The sequence below is a fragment of the Pseudomonas sp. PvP001 genome (assembly GCF_040546375.1).
GTDB classification, from domain to species: Bacteria; Pseudomonadota; Gammaproteobacteria; order Pseudomonadales; family Pseudomonadaceae; genus Aquipseudomonas; species Aquipseudomonas coleopterorum.
This window is the reverse complement of record NZ_JBEPNQ010000001.1, coordinates 1,798,467-1,814,373: the sequence shown is the minus strand read 5'-3', so window position 1 is coordinate 1,814,373 and position 15,907 is coordinate 1,798,467. Positions and strand designations below refer to the sequence as shown.

11 protein-coding genes are annotated in these 15,907 nt (G+C 56.2%); 8 read left to right on the top strand and 3 right to left on the bottom strand.

The window, feature by feature from the left end:
* Window positions 1-306 carry a hypothetical protein gene (locus ABMD26_RS08380; RefSeq protein ID WP_354309008.1) on the bottom strand — a complete coding sequence of 102 codons (306 nt, stop codon included), beginning with the start codon at window positions 304-306 and terminating at the stop codon, window positions 1-3.
* 23 nt (window positions 307-329) lie between these two features.
* On the opposite strand from ABMD26_RS08380, the gene ABMD26_RS08375 reads away from it, so the two are divergent.
* Entirely contained in the window at window positions 330-650 is a 321-nt protein-coding gene (locus ABMD26_RS08375; protein WP_354311811.1) for a helix-turn-helix domain-containing protein, read from the top strand.
* 205 nt (window positions 651-855) lie between these two features.
* On the opposite strand, the gene ABMD26_RS08370 is transcribed toward ABMD26_RS08375, so the two are convergent.
* A complete protein-coding gene (locus tag ABMD26_RS08370; RefSeq protein WP_354309006.1) occupies window positions 856-1,062 on the bottom strand; it encodes a hypothetical protein in 207 nt (68 codons plus the stop codon).
* 360 nt (window positions 1,063-1,422) lie between these two features.
* Here ABMD26_RS08370 and ABMD26_RS08365 point away from each other — a divergent pair, with 360 nt between their 5' ends.
* Entirely contained in the window at window positions 1,423-3,534 is a 2,112-nt protein-coding gene (locus ABMD26_RS08365; RefSeq protein ID WP_354309004.1) for an ATP-binding protein, read from the top strand.
* A 21-nt stretch (window positions 3,535-3,555) separates the two neighbouring features.
* Here the strand turns inward: ABMD26_RS08365 and ABMD26_RS08360 are convergent, their stop codons facing one another.
* The gene (locus ABMD26_RS08360) at window positions 3,556-4,077 is read right to left on the bottom strand and encodes a GAF domain-containing protein (RefSeq protein WP_192104402.1); all 522 of its coding nucleotides are present in this window, start codon (window positions 4,075-4,077) and stop codon (window positions 3,556-3,558) included.
* Between the two features lie 653 nt (window positions 4,078-4,730).
* Between ABMD26_RS08360 and mads1 the strand changes: the two genes are divergently transcribed.
* The 6 genes from mads1 to mads8 all read left to right on the top strand — a co-directional run bounded on the left by mads1 (window position 4,731) and on the right by mads8 (window position 15,906).
* Window positions 4,731-4,946: a methylation-associated defense system helix-turn-helix domain-containing protein MAD1 gene (mads1, locus tag ABMD26_RS08355; RefSeq protein WP_248671835.1), complete on the top strand. Its 216-nt coding sequence runs from the start codon at window positions 4,731-4,733 to the stop codon at window positions 4,944-4,946.
* On the top strand, window positions 4,939-6,978 hold the full coding sequence (gene mads2 / locus ABMD26_RS08350; protein ID WP_354309001.1) for a methylation-associated defense system DNA methyltransferase MAD2: 2,040 nt from the start codon (window positions 4,939-4,941) through the stop codon (window positions 6,976-6,978). Before mads1 ends, mads2 begins: the two co-directional genes overlap by 8 nt.
* A gap of 307 nt (window positions 6,979-7,285) precedes the next feature.
* Window positions 7,286-8,713 (top strand): methylation-associated defense system restriction endonuclease subunit S MAD5, encoded by a 1,428-nt coding sequence (gene mads5, locus ABMD26_RS08345; RefSeq protein WP_354308999.1) that lies wholly within the window; start codon window positions 7,286-7,288, stop codon window positions 8,711-8,713.
* 1 nt (window position 8,714) lies between these two features.
* Window positions 8,715-12,872 (top strand): methylation-associated defense system protein kinase MAD6, encoded by a 4,158-nt coding sequence (gene mads6, locus ABMD26_RS08340; protein ID WP_354308997.1) that lies wholly within the window; start codon window positions 8,715-8,717, stop codon window positions 12,870-12,872.
* Complete coding sequence (mads7, locus tag ABMD26_RS08335; protein WP_354308995.1) at window positions 12,872-14,545, top strand: methylation-associated defense system protein MAD7; 1,674 nt, start codon at window positions 12,872-12,874, stop codon at window positions 14,543-14,545. The genes mads6 and mads7 overlap by 1 nt, the downstream gene beginning before the upstream one ends.
* Complete coding sequence (mads8, locus tag ABMD26_RS08330; RefSeq protein WP_354308993.1) at window positions 14,542-15,906, top strand: methylation-associated defense system ATP-binding protein MAD8; 1,365 nt, start codon at window positions 14,542-14,544, stop codon at window positions 15,904-15,906. Before mads7 ends, mads8 begins: the two co-directional genes overlap by 4 nt.
* The last annotated feature ends 1 nt before the right edge of the window (window position 15,907 follow it).

Below are 15,907 nucleotides of genomic sequence, written 5' to 3'. Positions count from 1 at the left end.
CTAGTAATCGGCAGCGTCCAACCGCTTGTTGCACGCCTGCCTAGCCTTTTGCGCGGCCAAACTCGCGGCCTCCAGAAGCAGCCAGGTCACCGACTGAAGTGCTTGCTCATCGGGTGATTCGGCAGTGCGGGTATCCAGACCAAGCGCCGTCTGGTTATCAGGAGCAAGCTGATGCCAGCGCTCCAGCACGCAGTGGCAAATGCCTTCAAGAATCTCATCTTTGGTAATCGGAGTCGGCAAGATCAGTCGACTGCCTGCAAAAAAATCCGAACCGACGAGCTTGAGCGACTGTGATGGACGTTCCATGACCATTCCCCTTCTTGGCTGATGTGAAAGCTGACGCCAACCATAGCATCCATATCCTATTTTGGGATAATCCTGTTTTGGGTTTACTTAAGGAGCCGAATCGTCATTCGGCAGCCCTTATGAAATCCATCCACACAGAACGCTATTCCACGCTGATCCGGGCACTCATCGCGTGCAGGAAAGAGAAGGGCTTGAGCCAGACCGAGCTCGCGCGGCGAGTGGGAAGGCCGCAGTCGTATATCTCCAAAGTGGAGAATGCAGAGAGAAGGTTGGATGTGGTGGAGTTTCTGGAGATTTGCGAGGCGATTGGGGTGGAGGGAGGGGAGGTGATGCGGGAGGTGTAACGTGGACGTGGAGAACTTGGTCCCGACTTAGTCCCCACTTGGTCCCAGAAGAACTTCGCGATCAATGACGAAGCCACCAATATCGACTTCCGATACTAGATTCTGAGGTAGTGAACGGCACTCACCTATTGCAGTGCTGTTCATTTTTTGAACGGTACCTATCAATCTCGATCGGCACCGCTTTCGTGCTTGGTGACGATCGGAATCAACTAAACCGCAACTTCATCTCCAATAGCGAATCCTCCACCAGCGTCCTGCTCGTCTCCGTCAGCAAGGGCACAGCCTGGTTAAGCGCGCGACAAAGCTGCTGATTGGCATCGCTCGTTTCCGCAGCAAGCACGGATGCGGTATTTAGCAATTGGCTAGCGCGTTGAAGGGATTGGTAAGCAGCAAGATTGGTTTGATCTTTCATGATTGGCGACTTCCGTATGTGATGGGAGATCTGCCAGCACTCGCCGTCAAACGAGTGGGTGGCAGCTGTGCATGGGTTGACGGACCGGTCACATACGAACCCGGCGCACCCGAAGGTGCCCCACGCACAGCCGCCATAGCGTTCGAAACGGGTGCGGAGGCGCCCGAGCCGAGTCTTGAGACTGCGCGTTCGTATGTAAGACAGGCCGTCAAACCTGGTCACGCATGTGGCGTGACGAGTGGGAGGATAGGCAGCGTGGGTAGGCAGGTCAACTGTGATGCCTGTCTAGCCAGGGCGCCGGCCCCGGTTGATTGTTTGCAAGCAGTGTCTCAAGCATAAATCCAAAAAGGCTCGTGGGTCGTGGAGGAGACTTGCCTGAATTCCCCCAATCCGCTGGCTCCCGTGCCGCCCATGATCGGCGGCGGAGAAATGGGAGACTTGGTGCGCGACACGGATTGGTCCAGCACCGCCCTGGGTGATTACCGCTCATGGCCTGCATCCCTGCGAAGTGCCTTGTCGCTGGTGTTGAACACCAAAGGCATCGCGGCCCTTTACTGGGGGCCGCAGCAGTGGCTGCTCTACAACGACGCCTACGGCCTGGCACTGGGCGATGGGCATCCCGCTGCGTTCGGTCGCCCGATGCCTGAGGTGCTCACCGACATTGCCCCGGTGCTCAGCCCTCAAGTGGCACGGGTGCTTGCCACAGGGGATGGTTTCTCCATAGAGAACCTGTCGATGATGATGCAGCGTCATGGCCAGCAGGAAGAGACCGTATGGACCTACAGCTTCTCGCCTGTGCAGGGCGAAAGCGGCGGCTATGAAGACGTACTGCTGCTGGCCTCCGAAATGACCCAGCAAGTACTTGCCAGCCGCAAACGGGATCAGGCCGAGCGGGAACGGGCCCAGGCTCTCATGCGCTTGAGCGAGCTCAACGCCGGGCTCGAAGAAGAAATCTCCCGCCGTACCGCCGACCGTAACCGACTCTGGCTGCTGTCGGCAGACATCATGCTGCGCTGCACTTTCGACGGCGTCATCACCGCGGTCAACCCTGCCTGGACTGACCTACTGGGATGGCAGGAATCCGAGTTGATCGGCCTGTCGCTTTTCGAATTGACCCACCCCGACGACCTGGCGCACACCCAGCAGGGCGCCAGTCTGTCCGCTGACGGCCATGCCTTCGCCCGGTTCGACAACCGCTACCGCCACAAGGACGGCAGCTACCGCTGGATATCCTGGTCGACCCAGCCAGACGAGCAGCAGATCAACGCCGTGGGCCGCGACTTCACCGCCGAGCGGGAGAGCGCCAGCGCCCTGGCCGCCGCCGAGGAAGCCCTGCGTCAATCGCAGAAGCTGGAAGCCATCGGCCAACTCACCGGTGGCGTCGCCCACGACTTCAACAACCTGCTGACCGTAATCAAGTCGTCGACTGACCTGCTCAAACGGCCAGATATCTCCAGCGAGCGACGCGCACGCTATGTCTCAGCCATTGCCGACACCGTCGAACGAGCCGCCAAAGTTACCTCGCAACTGCTTGCCTTCGCCCGGCGTCAAACACTGCAACCAACGGTGTTCGCACCTGCAGAGAACCTGCGGGCCCTGGCCAGCATGATCAAGACTCTGGTGGGTGCCGAAGTGGAGGTGGTGATGGACATCCCCGAACACAGCCACTTCGTGATCGCCGACCCCTCTCAGTTCGACATGGCAATCGTTAACATCGCCGTCAACGCGCGTGACGCCATGGTTGGCCAAGGGCGCCTCACCATCCGAGTGGGTCCAGCCCGCTACGAAGCCAAGGCCGGCGAACAGCCGATGATCGCCGGCGATCAGGTAGTGATCTCGATGACCGATACCGGCAGCGGCATCGCGCCGTTGCACCTGGGCAGGATATTCGAGCCCTTCTTCACCACCAAAGGCGTGGGGCAGGGCACGGGCCTTGGCCTGTCGCAAGCGTTTGGGTTCGCCAAGCAATCGGGTGGCGAGATCACCGTGGACAGTGAGGTCGATCAAGGCACCACCTTCACACTCTACCTGCCCCAGGCATCCGAGCCGCGCGAGCCACGGAGTGTCGAAGCAACCCATGAATTGGTACACGGGCATGGCACCGGTGTATTGATCGTCGAAGACAACCCTCAAGTGGGCGCCTTTGCGATGCACTCACTCACGGATCTTGGCTACCGGCCGGTCCTTGCCATCAATGGACAGGAAGCCCTGGCCGAACTGGCCCGCGACGTCAGCCGATTCAAAGTGGTGTTTTCCGATGTGGTGATGCCGGGGATGACAGGCATCGAGCTGGCCCATGAGATTCGTCGGCGATACGCAGGGTTACCTGTAGTGCTGACGTCGGGATACAGCCATGTGCTGGCAGAGAAAGGGACCGATGGATTCGAGTTGTTGCATAAACCCTATTCGGTGGAGCAGTTGTCGCGCTTGTTGTGTGGGGCGGTATGTACACATCGCTCGAAGGTGACCTGATCTAGCATCCCCTTCCTACAATCACTCCAACTCAATCCCGGCACTCGCCACCTTAACCGCCAAGCTCGCAAAGAATATACACCCGATCAACCGGGCAAAAATCTCCAGCGTTTCGCACACATCCGGATCTTCAAACAGCACAGGCCGCGAATCGATCGCGCAAAGCGCTCCGTACAATCGGCCATCAGGCAGGAAAATGGGCACGCCTACATAGCTGTCCAGATCATAGGTCTTGACGATCAGCCGCGATGCGAAGCTCTGGTCATGGCTCACTCTCGGGATCAGTAACGGCGCAGGGTCTCGCTGAAACTCGCTGCAGATCGTGTCTTCCAGCGGAAAAGCCTCACCCGCGCCGATTCCCAGGTCGGCGGAATCGTGCACAGAGCAGATGACCAATTCGGCGTCGCCAAATTTGGTGATCGCGGCGAAGCGCATGTTGGTGAGCCGGGTCACCAGCCGCAGGATGTTGGTGGTGGCTTCGATTTCAGCAATGGCTGAGCGTTCTTCCTGGGACAGGAGGCTGGGCGGGTAGTCGAGTGCCATGGTGTACCTCGTCGTTTGGTGCAGTCTGCGGCCTGTGATCGGGGTTCTGCAAGGGGCGCGGCTGGAGCGTTGTTATGGCACAGGTGCGATCGAGTCAAAGCCGTCGATTCAGGCACAGATAAAGCATTTGCGAGCGACGCAAAGTGTTGGGTTTGTGACGCTAGCTTGGTGTTCCGGGGTAATTTGAATTCATTAGGTAAGCTATTGATTTTAAAATTAATATTTTTTTCATTTGTAAGTGGAATACCAATTGGAATACAGCACTCCACTTGACCACTCGTTTGCATTCGATCTGACCAGCGATTGCATCGGAGTTGGCCAGCGTGCTTCGTAACGATGATAGGCAGAGAACTGCCCGAAGAGGTCATCCCGGTGGCATGCATGGTGTGAGATTGGGGCCTCTATTTTCCGAACTTCGCCCGGTTCCTCCCCAGTGATGCGTGTGGTCATCTGGGACCGGGTGCATTCTTTAGGTCCCCATGTCTGCTACCAGCGCCATCGTTTTTTGACTTCATGTGTCGTCGCCTCTGTTCTCAAGCGGGTGAATAACGAGCTCATTCGGTTTGCCCGACCTAACCAGGCTTAACCCATGCATGCAGGTCTGAACCCGTGTAAACTCTATTAAATTTCCTATACAGCAAGTAGGATTCGCTATGGACGACCGCTGGCTCTCCGTCGATGAAATCGCCGAATATCTGGGTGTAGCCAAAGACACCATCTACACCTGGGTGACCTCCAAAGGTATGCCTGGGCACAAGGTTGGTCGCTTCTGGAAATTCAAAAAGGATGATGTGGACGCCTGGGTGCGAGAAGGCGGTGCCGCTGCCAGTAGTGACGACTTTGACAACAAGGAGCCGCGTAATGCCTGAGCAGCGCTCCATACAGGACAGCAATAATATGAGCGACTTTGATCAAGAACTTCAAGTGCCAGAGCGCATGCTCGAAGAGGGTAAGGTTTTTGACTACATCACTGGCAACCCAGTGAAAGACAGCGACAAAGAAAAGGTTCGACAGCGCATTTCTCGCGCCATTATCCATGAGTATGGCATCGCCGCTGAAGACATGGAGCCTGACTTCAAAATCAAGGTGCTGGGGAAGAATCGCAAGCTTGATATCGCGATCTTCAAGCCTGGCCGGGCGCATACGGCAGATAATCTCTGCCGAGCTGTAGTAGTGGACAAAGAACCGAAGGTCGGCACCAAGGGTGCGTACCGTATGCGTGACCCAGAAGAGGCGAGTAAAGAGTTTGAGCTGTTGGAAGGCATTATGGCTGAAGTCGATAATTGCGAATACAGCCTTTGGACGAATGGCCTGGAGTTTTTCTTTTTCAAGAAGGAAGTCACCCGCTTCGACACCAAATTCAAATCCATCGGCGACTGGCCATTGGGTGATGACACATTCAGCGTTGATGGTCGCTCGACGGGACGTATGCGTCGCGCGGATCCTGTGATGCTGCGCACCGCTTTCCGTCGTTGCCATAACTACATTCATGGCAACGAGGGCATGCCCAAGGACGCCGCTTTTTGGCAATTTCTATATCTAATCTTCTGCAAAATGTATGACGAACAGCAGCCCAATGAAGCACGAGGATTCTATGTAGGTCCATATGAACCCTTTGATCCCGAAGGTCAGAAATCCATCCGTCTACGGATTAAGCCACTTTTTGAAAGAGTGAAAAAAAAGTACGACGGCCTGTTCAAGGGCAATGAAGAAATCACGTTGTCCGATCGTGCCTTGGCATTCATCGTCTCGGAGTTGGCCCGCTACGACTTCGGTCGCACCGATGTCGATGCCAAAGGCGCGGCTTATCAAGAGATCGTTGGCACCAACCTACGTGGAGATCGTGGCCAATACTTCACGCCGCGTGGAGCCATCAGCCTTGTGGTTAAGATGCTCGCACCCAAAGAGCACGAGCGCGTGTTCGATTCGTCCTGCGGTACCGGGGGCTTCCTGGTTGAGACTCTGAACTATTTGAGCAAAGTCTTCCACGAAGAAAAACATATCAAGGTAGGTGATGAGGACACTGAAGATTTCATATCCATCCGTGATCGGCTGGCCAACTTTGCAGCCAAGAACCTTTTCGGTGCTGACTTCGACCCTTTCCTGGTGCGGGCTGCACAAATGAACGTGATGATGGCCGGCAACTCGCTAGGACACCTCTATCACATGAACTCGCTGGAGTTCCCGTTGGGGTATCTGCCCGGCGTTCAGGCTGCAAGAGATGCTATCCGCCTTGGCACGATTGATGTACTGATGACGAACCCGCCGTTCGGTTCAGACATTCCTGTCACCGAGAAAACAATTCTGGAACAGTACGATCTGGCTCGTCGCTGGGAGCGGCAAGGCGATGGTTATGTGATGACAAATACCATCAGACCAGCGGTGTCGCCCGAGGTTTTGTTCGTCGAGCGCTGCGTGAAGTGGCTCAAACCGGGTGGTCGAGCGGGCATTGTCTTGCCCGACGGTATCTTGGGTAACCCAGGTGACGAGTACATCCGCTACTGGATTCTTCGCCACTGCTGGGTACTCGCTAGCGTCGATCTTCCGGTGGAATCGTTTATCGTCGAGGCCAACGTTAACATACTCACGAGCCTGCTTTTCCTCAAGCGCAAGCCTGATGAAGTCATTCAGGCAGAAGACCTAGGGCAGACTCAGGACTACCCCGTGTTCATGGCAGTGGCCGACAAGGTAGGCTTCGACCGGCGTGGTAACACGCTATACAAGCGTCAACCGGACGGTGAAGAGATCCTTGTGGATGTGAGCCATGAAGAGAAGGTGCGCATTGGTGGTGGTCTGCAAGTACGCACGCTCCATCGCAAAGAGCGCATCCTTGATGACGACCTGCCCGAGATTGCCAAAGCTTACGCCGAGTTCCGTGCCAAATACCCGGAGCCTTGCTAATGATCACGCGACTTGAAACAGCACATTATCGCTCTTTTGAACATCTTGGGGCAGATACGCTTCGCTACAGTGGCGATAAGTCCCTCTGTCAGCGCTTAGCCGACAACCACTGGTGGCCCATTTTTGCTGCCAAGCCGGCCCGATCAAAGGAGGCGGCAGAGTGGGTATCGAGGCTGGCGCGCCGGTCGCACGCTTCTGCGAACTATCAAGCGCTAGCGGAGCACATCTCGATCAGGGACTGCACGGATACTGCATTTGTCGAGATGTATACCGCGTTTTTTGCGTGGTTCCCCGTAGAGGTGGCTGCATGAATTTTACCTCTTTTAAGAATGCACGGATTGTTCGGTCAAGCTGGTTGAAAGAAGGCGGCCGACGGCTGGATTGCAATCCGTATATGTCGGGGGCGCTGGAAGCTCGTGAAACGCTGCGCCGCTTGAGTTTCCGCAAGGATGCCTTGCACACCCTTACATCTGGTCACGAGGGAGGCATTTATAATGGACCTATTTTCGCACGGCTTTGGGTTGATGACCCTAAGTTCGGTGTTCCCTTTTTGAGTGGTAGTGACGTGCTTGCGGCTGATCTATCTGCGCTTCCCCTGCTAAAAAGCGCTTACGCAAAGTCCTCGAAGCTGGCGCATCTAGAAGTGCAGGAAGGCATGACGCTGATTACATGCTCGGGCACGATTGGTCGAATGTCCTACGTGCGTCCAGACATGGCTGGTATGTGGTCATCACAGCACATCATGAAAGTTGTCCCGGATCCGGCACGCATCCCTCCTGGCTACCTCTTCGCTTTCCTTTCAAGCCGCTATGGCGTGCCACTGGTTGTTTCCGGTACTTATGGTGCGATCATTCAGCACATTGAGCCTCAACACATCGTGGATATTGACGTTCCCCGATTGGGGGCTGATCTAGAGGCAGTGATTGACCGCCTAATTAATGCTGCAGCTAATCTACGATCAGCGTTCCAGCGTGGAGTCAATCAAGCGACGAGCAAGTTACTTGCATATGCTGGCGTTGAAGACTGCCAACCGCATAAGTGGCATGCGCTTCCGCCACAGACTGCTTTCTCTGCATCAGTTTCTTTCTCCCGAGCGCTGCGTGCTGCAAATTACTCACCCAGAGTTCGGATGCTCCTTCGGAAAATCGAAGAAGTAGGATCAATTCCTCTTGGGACCATCTGCAAAGAAGGACAGCTCAGCACTGGTGCACGATTCAAGCGGATCGATTGTGCCCCTAGTGAAGGAGTGCGTCTTGTCGGCCAAAAGCAAGCATTTTGGATGCAGCCAGAGGGACGATGGATTTCGCCGCGACATGCCCCGCGTGGAATTTTTGCGGCGGACGAGTCAGTGTTCATCGCGTCCAGCGGGACATTGGGTGAAAACGAAGTGTATTGCCGTCCCATTTTGGTCACGGGACGTTGGCTGGAGTTTGCCTATTCGCAGCACTTCCTACGTGTTGTATCCGGTGACAGTAGGTTCTCTGGCGCATACTTGTTTGCATATCTTCGTAGCGAGCTTGCCTTTCGTGCATTGAGGTCGATGAGTACAGGAAGCAAGCAGCAAGAAATTCACTTTGACTTTGTTTCAAGAATGCCGGTCCCGCTCTTGACTGCATCTAAGCGCTCTGAAATCGAAACACTTGTGAGAGCTGCATTCAGAGATCGTGATCAGGCGGATGCTCTTGAAGCTGAAGCAGTTCGAAAGATTGAGGCGGCAATCGGGGGGGACAACTGAAATGACGAAAGTGATCCCAGTAGGTCTGCCCGTTAACGATGCAGAACGCAGCGCTATCGCCTACCTGCGGGATCGCTTACCGGACAGCTATACACTACTGCATAACTTCGAGATTGAGCGCCAAGGTGAACGCTTCGAGATCGACATTGCCTTGTTGACACCGCATGCACTGTACCTGATCGATGTAAAGGGCACCCGCGGTGCCATCGATGTGTACGGCAACAAGTGGTATCCCGAGGGGCGTGCGCCATACCCGTCTCCACTGGGTAAGCTGCGCGGGCATGCGCGTACAGTCAAGGGGCTGGTAACTCAGGCCCATCCAGGGCGGAATGAGCTGAACGACATCTATGTGGATGCGGCCATCTTGCTTACTGCCCCGGATGCGCACCTGATTGACCGCGAGCAGCTGGATTCAGACCGTGTGGTGAAACTGAAGGAAGCCGAGCGCTACTTCAAAGATGCCACACGCATTCCCGCGCGTTTTTCGAAAAACATCCTGCAGCAGCAAGGGCTGATACTGCATGCTTTGAAGGTGGTTAAACCCGCCTCTTCCGTGCAGCGCTTCGGCCACTGGGAGGTGAAGGAAAAGCTCGGCGCAGCGCAGGCGTACAGCGAATTCCGTGCAGAGAACGCCTTTGCGGGAGGCACGGCCCGTCTGCGGGTGTATCAAGCGGACCCCTACCAGCCTAAAGATGTGCGTGAAGCCCAGGTTAATCGCATTACTAATGCTTACCGGGCGCTATCCAAATTACCGCTACATCCCAACATTGTTGCTGCGCGGGACTTCTTCCGGACCGACGATGACAGGTCCTTCATCCTGATCCTGGACGACGCGCCCGGCCAAGCACTGACAGTACACATGGCACGGCCGCAGTTGGTACTGACCCTAGACCAGAAATGGCGTGTTGCCAAAGACCTGCTGGCAGCTCTAGCACATGCTCATCAACATGGTGTGGTGCATCGCAACCTTATGCCTGGTGCGATCCTGATCGGTCAAGACGGTACCACTCGTATTACGGACTTTGATTTCGCGAAGCCGGGTGAGAACCGCAGCTTGAGCATTGCTGCAGACATCGTTGATTTGGTCGAGAAGGCTTATGTCGCGCCAGAGGCGTTCCGCGAGCCGGGTGCAGCGTCTAGCGCGTCGGACATCTTCTCGGCTGGCGTCATCATTTATGAACTGTTCACTGGAGAGCGCCCGTTTGCTGGCGAGCCGACTACGGTGTGGGATCGTGTAGGTGAGTTCCTAAATAAGCCATCTGCGCTGCGGCCGGAGTTGAATGACGCTTTCGATGTTTGGCTGCAAAGTCTGTGCGCGTTTGACGAGCATAAGCGGCCACCAGCCCCCAATGCGCTGGCGGCATTGAATGCCTTGCTGCAGCCTGCGGTACTAAAAGTGGCGGCACCCCTTGAGGTGTCTGACTTTGAGCCCAATCAGGTGTCTGATGACCAAGCCGATTACCTAAACCTGCCTGCGGGCTACAGGCTGACCCGCAAGTTCATCATCGAGAAGAAGCTCGGGCGTGGCAGTTTCGGCGTGGTCTACAAGGTTATCGACACGCTGGGCGATGTGGCGCGCACAGTAAAACTCATCGTCAGCGACCGCCACTCGACTCTGGATCGCCTGAAGCAGGAGTACCGTCACTTGGTGCACATCCCTGAGCATCCACACGTAGTACGCGTGCTGGACGCGGATGTGATCCCAGGTCGTGACATTCCCTTCTTGGTGTTCGAGTACGTTGAAGGCTCTGACGTTGGCGACATGATTCAGGAGCGCCTGCTGTCGCCCGAGGACGTCCTGGAGCTGGGCAAACAGGTGATAGAAGGCTTGGTGCATTTGCATGCCAATGGCTTCCATCATTGCGACATCAAACCGCGGAATCTGCTGTGGACGCAGAAGGGCGCGAAAATCATCGACTTCAATGTGTCGGTCCGGGCTGATGATAAGGAGTCGCAAGGAGGCGGCTCGCGTCGTTATCTGCCACCTGACTTCGACCCAGAGGTCATCCCGTATAACGGGGAGCGCGCAGACCGCGACCTCTATGCCATGGGGCTGACGCTGTATGAGGCGCTGACCTCGCGGTATCCCTGGGATACGACAGAGCCGCCCATCAACAAGCCTGCGCCAGACCCGCGTGAGTTGTCAGGGTTCTCTGACCTTGCTCCAGAGCTTGTGAGCGTCGTGCTGAAGGCCATTGCCCCACGTCGAGCGGAGCGCTTTGCCACAGCCACAGATTTCCGTGGTGCCCTGTCCGAGGTGCGCCACGCGCGGCGCATCCAAACCGTGAGCTTGGCTACGATGACAGCCGGCAGCATCCAAGGGGTGTTGGCCAAGTCCGCGCCTAACAGCAATGCCTTCGTTTCGCACCTACTTACACTATACAGCCAAAGCCACCGCAGCAATGCCGGTACGCGGGGCATGGATGCACTGGGATTTTCAGCCTATGTGGATACCGCCTTGGATCGGGCGCTATTGCCAGCGGTCCTGTCAGGCGAGTTCCGCTTAGTGCTGATCTCTGGCAACGCGGGCGATGGAAAAACGGCCTTCTTGCAGCGCTTGGAGAAGGAAGTTGAAGTCCTTGGAGGATCTGCCAATCGCGGGTTGCCCAATGGCAGCGAGCTGGCATTGGGCGGCAAGCGTTACTTAATCAACTACGACGGCAGCCAGGACGAAGGCAACAAGGACAACAACCAGGTGTTGTTGGATTTCTTGTCACCCTTCAAGGGTAGCGATGCAAGAACCTGGACGCCGAAAGAAACTCGCCTTATTGCAATCAATGAAGGCCGTTTGGTGGACTTCCTTGCGACGCATGAGCAAGACTTTTCTGAGTTGACGGCGCTGGTTCGGCGGGCGTTCTCGTCGGGTGAAACTGAGTCTGGCGTCGCGGTGGTGAACCTGAACTTGCGCAGCGTGGTGGCAGACGCCGAAGGGGGCTCGATTCTGGAACGCACGATGCAGAGTATCGTGCAGCCCAAGAACTGGTCAGCCTGCGAAAGCTGCGACCTGAAGAACAGCTGCTATGCCTTGCATAACGCACGTAGTTTCCAGGATGAGATTGCTGGCCCACGCTTGCTAGAACGGCTCAAGACTCTTTACACCATGGCTCACTTGCGTGGTCGTTTGCATATAACGATGCGTGACCTGCGTTCGGCGCTGTCGTTCATGCTGATCGGGAACCGTGATTGTGGCGAGATTCATGAGCTGTATATGGCCGGAAAGCATGATGAAGTGGCGCGCAGCTATTACTTCAACAGCTGGATGGGCGGTGGGCAGCCTACTTCGGATCGATTGCTCACCTTGCTGGGCGAAATCGATGTGGGCAAGCAAGAAGATCCACGCTTTGACAGAGGGCTCGACTTTGTGCAGCCGGATGACCGGGCACTGTTCCGTTTTGAGCGGCGTGGGCAATTCGATTTCGAGGTGCTGAAGCGTCTGTTCGGTGATCTACCTCGTGGATGGGCCGACGTGTCCGTTCGGCAGCGCGCACGCAAGCACCGAGAGTATGTGACGATGGCCCGACGCAAGCACTTTTTCGAGCGCCGCGACGCGAGCTGGGAAAAGATGCTGCCGTACCGCTCGGCCAAGCGCATGGTTGAAATCGTTCGTGGCGAAACATCGATTGATGCACTGATAAGCGAAATTCTGCACGCCATCAACCGCGGCGAAGGGTTGCAACGACCGGAGCGCTTGGGGACGAGCTTGGCGTTGCAATTACGTCAGGTTGAGCATGGTACGGTTCGCAGCTATCGGCTTTTTCCTGCGGAGGGTTTTGGCCTGCAGGTGCAAGACTTTGCCGCCAACGCGCGTTTCGTAGAGCACCTGCCGACGGGCGTACTGCTGAAGTTTCAGGGCCAGGGTTTCGGTGCCATTTCCAGTGAGTTGATCATCAATCTCGATGTTTTCGAGATGCTGGTTCGACTCAATGAAGGCTACCGGCCCAGTGTCGAAGAGATGCAGGGCTTTTATCTGTGTCTGGGTGTGTTCAAGAACAGCCTCAATGCACAGCCCTATCGGGAGATTTTGCTGACCACGACGGGGCATGACTTCTACCGCTTGGCTCGCCATGACGACGGTCGGGTGGAGATGCGCTTGTTGCAGGGGCCCGCAACCAGTGAGCACAAAGCAGAGGCCTTAGCACAGAGCTTCAGGGGGAATTGATGGCATTGCAAAAAAAGGACAGGGAGTTCCGCCTCCCAAAAGTCAGCTACCTCGATTTCAAGACCATCGAGATGGACCGCGTGCTCACGGGCTTGTTTGAACGCTTGGAACATGGCGGCTATCCGAGCGTGTTTCGCGACAAACGCGAACTGACAGTGGACAAGTTCGTGGACGACATTCTCGAAGCCGGCGACCGTTTCTTGGGGTTCTCTCAGCACCGAGACATGGTGCAGCGCTGGGTTGAAACCCACCTCATGGACATCGTTAATCGTGGCAAGAAAAATGCTGCGGTGGCTGGCCCACGTCCCCTGCATGGTTACACCTACCGCTTCCGTAACCCCAAACATTCACGTGACTATGGTGCTGCCCAGCACCTGTACCAAATGCTGCACCACGCCCGGCATCTTTCGGGGCACAAGGCCATCGAGCACCTGAAGGGCTTCTTCTTTGACGGCTTCGATAAACTCACGCGAGAGCTGAACGATAAGGCGCTAACGGACATTGAGACGTCCACGCTTTTACACTTCCTATCACAGCGCAAAGACACGGCGGATACCCGTGCCGGTGGAGAGCGCTTCGCGCCGGTGTGTATTGGATCGGCTGACTTGATGGCTGAGGACATTCAGCGACTGCTTTTCTACAAGCAATACATGCCGCGCTCGGTGATGGTGGAGTACCTGAAGGTGCTGCTATCGTTTCACTTAGCGCTCTATCACCTGCGCTTGCTGAAGCTCCTGCCTGCCTGGCAAAAACTGGAGGGTGCGAATTCGTTGTGCGCTGAGTCAGCGTGTCCGATGAAACCCCGTGAGCAGCGCGAACCCCAGGGCGACTGTCCTTACAAGCTGGGGATGTTTGTTGACCTCTCGGGCAACGCCAACTCAGCAACCGCTGGGCTAGCTGAGCGTAGTGCCGATGGTTGTTACCGGCGAATCCCGAGTTTTATTCGCGCGTACTTTGTTGCGAAGAAGCTAGACGAGTTCTCGGAGCACCTTGTGCGGCGTGGCAAATTGATCCGTCCGTTGAATTCAGTGTTCTCGGTTGGCGAACTGTATGGCCTTCAAGCAGAGCCTTTCGCTGAGGAGCGTGATAAGTTTTTCGGCGAGCGTTTGTCGGGGCTTTTGGAGTCGCTGTCAGAGGGCGAAGCCGGACTGGATGCCGAGGTTGAAGCCATCACTAGGATGGGGCTCTCGGATTTTGAGACCTATATCGAAATTCTTGTCGCTCTCCGCGGTGCTTTTCACCGGAAATACATCATCGAGTCGCTAGACGCTACGATGTTGAAGAACAAGTCGGGAGCGCTGCTGGCTCAAACGCGTGCGCGAAATGCCCCTCGTCGATTTTCTCTTGAGAGCCGTTTGCTGGAGGTGCTGCTGCAAATTGCGGTGCTGCGTCCAGGGGGGGATCGGGGCTACTTCACTGGCGAGATGCGGATAGATGATCTGCTGTCTTTTCTGCGTGAACGCTACGGTCTCTACATTGATCAGTTGCCGCCCGGTGAAGGATTCGCAACGCCCACAATCGATGAGCGAAAAGCCCTACGAAGCAACGTTCAGGCATTTACTGGACGCCTGCGCGAGATTGGCTTCTACCGCGACTTGTCCGATGCCTATGTAACCCAGACGGTTGTACCGCGCTACACGATTGCAGAACGAACAGAAGGGGGGCGCACATGAGTTTGGGCCTGCGTGAACTTACCGGCCAAGAACTGAGCGCGGCGCTTGAGTCCGTCTTGCTGCCGAGGCTTTTCAAGGTCTTGGCCGCCCGTGATCTTGGGCATTGCATGCGTGTCACGGACCTGGATCGTGAGCTGATGATCCGATTGGCTGGGGGGCTGCGTGCGGTCGTTCCTTCTGCCAATGTGGTTGTGCTAGCGGACGACGCCCTGCGTGCCCAAGCGCCGGGATTGGCCGTAACGAGTACCAAGCTCGTTGAACTGCGCAACCCGTTGCCCAACGACGAGCTAAGGCCCCCGCTGCTGGTCTTTGTGCCAAATGATCTGCGTGCTTCTGCCGAGGATTCGTTCGGTGTTGCGACGTTTGAAGAAGTGTCGATTGATGGTGCCTACGCTGACCTGAATGCACAGCTGATCACTCAGATTCCGGCCAACCTTCGGGTTGCTGTCGAAGCTTGTTTGGGTGAGCTGCGCCGGAGCGATTCGCGCTGGCGATATGCCGACGATGCCGCAGTGGTTCGCTACCTGCTCACATGCCAAGTCAACGGCTTTGACCCAGATGCTATGGGGGCAGCGCTGTTCGAGCTGTCCCTCGTGCCGGATTTCGAGTTGTTCCAGCAGGCGGAACGTGCGCCTGCGCGGGTGGCTCGCAACCGCGAATGCGTCGAGCAAGTCACATGGTCAACTAAAACGGAGCGCGTGCGCGCCCTTGAGCTGGGCTTGCACGATCCAGTTTTCTGCAAGCAGCTTGGTGAGTTCTTTTCGAGGGTTGGTGTTGCCAATCCGAAGGAGTGGACCCAATTAATCGTCCGCGATCGGGTCAATTGGCCCCTTGCGTTCAACAAGTGGCTGTTTGAGGACGGGGGCGTCAATCCGGATGCCATTTTCATCGGCGATGTTGAACTGCCAGATTTGCCGGTGGTAAAGGACGACAATGAAGACCCCAGTCTGTCCGAGCTGATCGGCCACCGGGTGTTGCCTATCTCGAAGACGGGCCTCAAAAAGTTCAGTGTATCCTTCAGGGTAGATCCTGCTCCGTCCAGGGTGGAAGGCTTGTCTCGATTCGTGGCTGAGGTGGTGTCGCGCGATAACGGCCCAACAGGCTTGCGCCGCCGCAAGGCAGCGTGGACCAAGGGCACGGATTCTGGGGTGATCGCATTTTCGTCAATTGGCAAGATCGACTGGGAAGAGGGTTGGCACTTTGTTCGTGTATACGGGGAGACTGAAGACGGTGACCGTATTCCGCTTGCTGACGGCGAGGGCAATCCTATTCGCTTCAACAGCGATGCCTCCGAGACCCTTGCCCAATCCAATGAGAGCGATTCTCTTTTATGTGGTCACCGACGACGAGGTAGAGGTTGAG

What these genes read in the sequence shown, in the direction of transcription:
- ABMD26_RS08380 (WP_354309008.1), bottom strand. Translation starts at nt 306, where the DNA reads ATGGAACGTCCATCACAGTCGCTCAAGCTCGTCGGTTCGGATTTTTTT.
- ABMD26_RS08360 (WP_192104402.1), bottom strand. Translation starts at nt 4,077, where the DNA reads ATGGCACTCGACTACCCGCCCAGCCTCCTGTCCCAGGAAGAACGCTCA.
- mads8 (WP_354308993.1), top strand. Translation starts at nt 14,542, where the DNA reads ATGAGTTTGGGCCTGCGTGAACTTACCGGCCAAGAACTGAGCGCGGCG.
- ABMD26_RS08370 (WP_354309006.1), bottom strand. Translation starts at nt 1,062, where the DNA reads ATGAAAGATCAAACCAATCTTGCTGCTTACCAATCCCTTCAACGCGCT.
- mads7 (WP_354308995.1), top strand. Translation starts at nt 12,872, where the DNA reads ATGGCATTGCAAAAAAAGGACAGGGAGTTCCGCCTCCCAAAAGTCAGC.
- mads5 (WP_354308999.1), top strand. Translation starts at nt 7,286, where the DNA reads ATGAATTTTACCTCTTTTAAGAATGCACGGATTGTTCGGTCAAGCTGG.
- mads2 (WP_354309001.1), top strand. Translation starts at nt 4,939, where the DNA reads ATGCCTGAGCAGCGCTCCATACAGGACAGCAATAATATGAGCGACTTT.
- mads6 (WP_354308997.1), top strand. Translation starts at nt 8,715, where the DNA reads ATGACGAAAGTGATCCCAGTAGGTCTGCCCGTTAACGATGCAGAACGC.
- mads1 (WP_248671835.1), top strand. Translation starts at nt 4,731, where the DNA reads ATGGACGACCGCTGGCTCTCCGTCGATGAAATCGCCGAATATCTGGGT.